The sequence below is a fragment of the Micromonospora sp. NBS 11-29 genome, from assembly GCF_002140155.1.
Lineage (GTDB): Bacteria > Actinomycetota > Actinomycetes > Mycobacteriales > Micromonosporaceae > Micromonospora.
On the sequence record NZ_NAPR01000005.1, the window covers coordinates 9431 to 12728 of the forward strand.

Genomic DNA, 3298 nt, shown 5'->3' on the forward strand with positions numbered 1-3298 from the left:
GCTGCCGCGCAGCACGGCGAGGACCGGGTGGCCGTTGCGCCGGGCGTCGCTGAGCCGTTCGACCAGCAGCAGTCCGACGCCCTCGGCCCAGCCGGTGCCGTCGGCGGCGGCGGCGAACGACTTGCACCGNCCCGTCGGAGGCGAGCCCGCGCTGGCGGGAGAAGCCGACGAACGCGCTGGGGTTGGCCATCACGGTCACACCGCCGGCCAGCGCCAGGTCGAACTCGCCGTTGCGCAGCGACTGCGCGGCCAGGTGCAGCGCGACCAGCGACGAGGAGCAGGCGGTGTCCACGCTGACCGCCGGCCCCTCCAGGCCGAGCGCGTAGGCGATCCGCCCGGAGACGACGCTGGTGACGGTGCCGGTGAGCAGGTAGCCCTCGTCGGCGTCCAACGCGTCGCCGTCGGCGCCGACGCCGTAGCCGTTGGCGGCGGTGCCGACGAACACGCCGACCCTCTGCCCGCGTACCGAGGAGGGGGCGATGCCGGCGGACTCGAACGCCTCCCACGACGTTTCCAGCAGCAGCCGCTGCTGCGGGTCCATGGCCAGCGCCTCGCGGGGGCTGANCTCGGCGTCGAACCCGGCCGCCTCGTAGAGGAACCCGCCCTGTTGGGTGGTGGACCGGCCGGCCTGGTCGGCGGACGGGTCGTACAGGTTGGCCAGGTCCCAGCCCCGGTCGGTGGGGAACCCGCCGATGGCGTCGCCGCCGGCGTCGACCAGTTCCCAGAGCTGCTCCGGGGTGGACACCCCGCCGGGGTAGCGGCAGGACATCGCGACGATCGCGATCGGTTCCCGGGCCGCCGCGGTCAACTGCTGGTTGAGCTGCTTGAGCCGGCTGGTCTCCTTGAGAGAGGCCCGAAGCGCCTCGACGACCTTGTCTGCGGACGTGGACATCATCTACTCCGTACGTGGGGCGTCAGGATTCGGAGCCGTCGAGGGCCAGTCGGATGAGGGTGTCGGTGTCCAGCTCGTCCAGGTCGACCTCCGCGCCCTCCGGTTCGGGGGCGGGGCCGTCCGGGCCGGCGAGGCCGAGCAGCAGGTCCAGCAACCCGGCCTCGCGGATGCGGGCCAGCGGGATGGTGGCCAGCGCCTGCCGGACCGCGATCTCGGCGGGGTCGCCGGCCGGCTGCGACACCGCGTCGGGCACCAGCGTGGCGCGCAGGTGCCCGGCCAGCGCGGCCGGGTCGGGGTGGTCGAAGACCAGCGTGGCGGGCAGGGACAGGCCGGTGGCCCGGTTGAGCCGGTTGCGCAGCTCCACCGCGGTCAGCGAGTCGAAGCCGAGGTCCTTGAACGCCCGCCGGGGCTTGACCCGCTCCGGGCCGCCGTGGCCGAGCACGGCGGCGGCCTCGGCGCGGACCAGGTCGGTGAGCCGGCGGTCCTGTTCCTCGCCGGACAGGTCGCGGAGCTGGTCGCGCAGCGCCGCGCCGCCGTCGGCAGGGACCTCCGTGGCGGCCCGGACGGCGTCGCGGGCCTCGGGCAGGTCGGCCAGGAACGGCCGGGGCCGGGTGGCGGCGTACGCGGGGGCGAACGTCGACCAGTCCACGTCGACGACGGTGAGGTTGGCTCCGCCGCGCCCGACGGCGACGCGCATGGCGTGCACCGCGTCGGCCGGCGTCATCGCCCGCAGGCCACGCCGGGCCAGTTCGCGTTGGGCGTCGTCGGTGGCCATCCCGCCGTCCGCCCAGGGTCCCCAGGCCACCGAGGTGGCGGCGAGGCCGCGGGCGTGCCGCCGGGCGGCCAGCGCGTCGAGGTGGGCGTTGCCGGCCGCGTAGCCGGCCTGCCCGCCGCTGCCCCACACCCCGGCGATGGAGGCGAACAGCACGAACGCGTCGAGCGGCCGGTCGCCGAGCAGTTCGTCGAGGTGCGCCGCCCCGGCGGTCTTGCCGGTGAGCACGGGGGCCAGCCGGCCGAGGTCGGTGTCGAGCAGGGGGGCCACGTCGTTCAGGCCGGCGGCGTGCACCACCGCGGTCAGCGGCGCGGGGTCGTCGTCGAGGCGGCGCAGCAGGGCGGCCACCGCGTCCCGGTCGGCCACGTCGCAGGCGGCGACGGTGACGCGTACGCCGAGCGCGGTCAGCTCGTCGCGCAGCTCCGCCGCGCCGGGGGCCGTGTCGCCGCGGCGGCTGGTGAGCACCAGGTGCGCGGCGCCGTTGCCGGCCGCCCAGCGGGCGACGTGCGCGCCGAGCGCGCCGGTGCCGCCGGTGACCAGCACCGTGCCGGCGGGCTGCCACCGGTCGGCGGCGTCGGGGGCGGCGGGGGCGGCCCGGACGAGCCGGCGCGCGAACAGGCCGGCGGGACGCAACGCGAGCTGGTCCTCGTCGCCGCTGCCGGTGAGGGCGGCGGCGAGCCGGGTGCCGGTGTTCGCTTCCGGGTCGGGCAGGTCGAGCAGGTTGACGCGCAGCCGGGGCAGTTCCAGCCCGGCGACCCGGGCCAGGCCCCAGAGGCCGCCCTGGCCGGCGTCGCGGACCGGGTCGTCGCCGCCGGTGGCGACCGCGCCCCGGGTGAGGCACCACAGCGGCGGGGTGTGGCCGGTGTCGTGCAGCGCCTGGACCAGCAGCAGGGTGGCGGCGGTGCCGGCGGGCAGCGCCGGGTGGTCCGGGTGCGGCGCGGCGCGCAGGCCGAGCAGCGAGACCACGCCGTCGACCGGCCCGTCGGCGAGGGCCTTGCCGAGCGCGGCGGCGAGGTCGGCCCGGGTGGCGGTGGCCGGGTCGGCGGTGATCCGCCGCAGTTCCACGCCGGTGAGCGCGGCGGCGACCTCGTCGGCGGCGGGCTCACCGTCCGGGGTGACCAGCAGCCACGCGCCGCCGGGCGGGGGCTGCTCGTCGAGGTCGATGCGGCGCCAGGCCACCTGGTACGACCAGCGGTCCGCCGCGGTGCGCCGGGTGCGGGCGCGACGCCAGGTGGTCAGCGCGGGCAGCGCGGGGGCGAGCGTGTCGAGGGCGTCGTCGGCGAGGTGGCCGGCGAGGGCGGTCAGGTCGCCGCTCTCCACGGCGGCCCAGAACTCGGCGTCGGACGCGTCGGCGGTGCGGGTGGGGGTGTCGGGCCAGAACCGCTCGTGCTGGAAGGCGTAGGTGGGCAGGTCGACGCGGGTGGCGCCGGTGCCGGCGAACCANGGCGTGCAGGTCGGCCAGCGCGGCGAGCAGCGCGGTCGGCTCGTTCCGGTCCCGGCGCTGCACGGCGGTGGCGAGCGCGTCCGGCAGGATCTCGGCGGTCAGCGCGGTCAGCACGCTCTGCGGGCCGACCTCCACGAACGTGTCCACCCCGGCGGCGGCCAGCGCGGCGATCCCGTCGGCGTAGCGGACC

The 3298-nt window shown here is 77.5% G+C and carries 1 protein-coding gene and 2 pseudogenes; all 3 read right to left on the reverse strand.

The annotated features are described in order from the left end of the window. Positions 1-81 (reverse strand): annotated as a pseudogene (locus B1205_RS32715) (hypothetical protein); the annotation flags it as partial. Between the two features lie 91 nt (positions 82-172). After that, positions 173-895: pseudogene (locus B1205_RS07650) on the reverse strand (beta-ketoacyl synthase N-terminal-like domain-containing protein); the annotation flags it as partial. Between the two features lie 19 nt (positions 896-914). Next, positions 915-2984, reverse strand: a complete 2070-nt coding sequence (locus B1205_RS31045) for a beta-ketoacyl reductase (RefSeq protein WP_089154987.1) — start codon at positions 2982-2984, stop codon at positions 915-917. Positions 2985-3298: the final 314 nt, after the last annotated feature.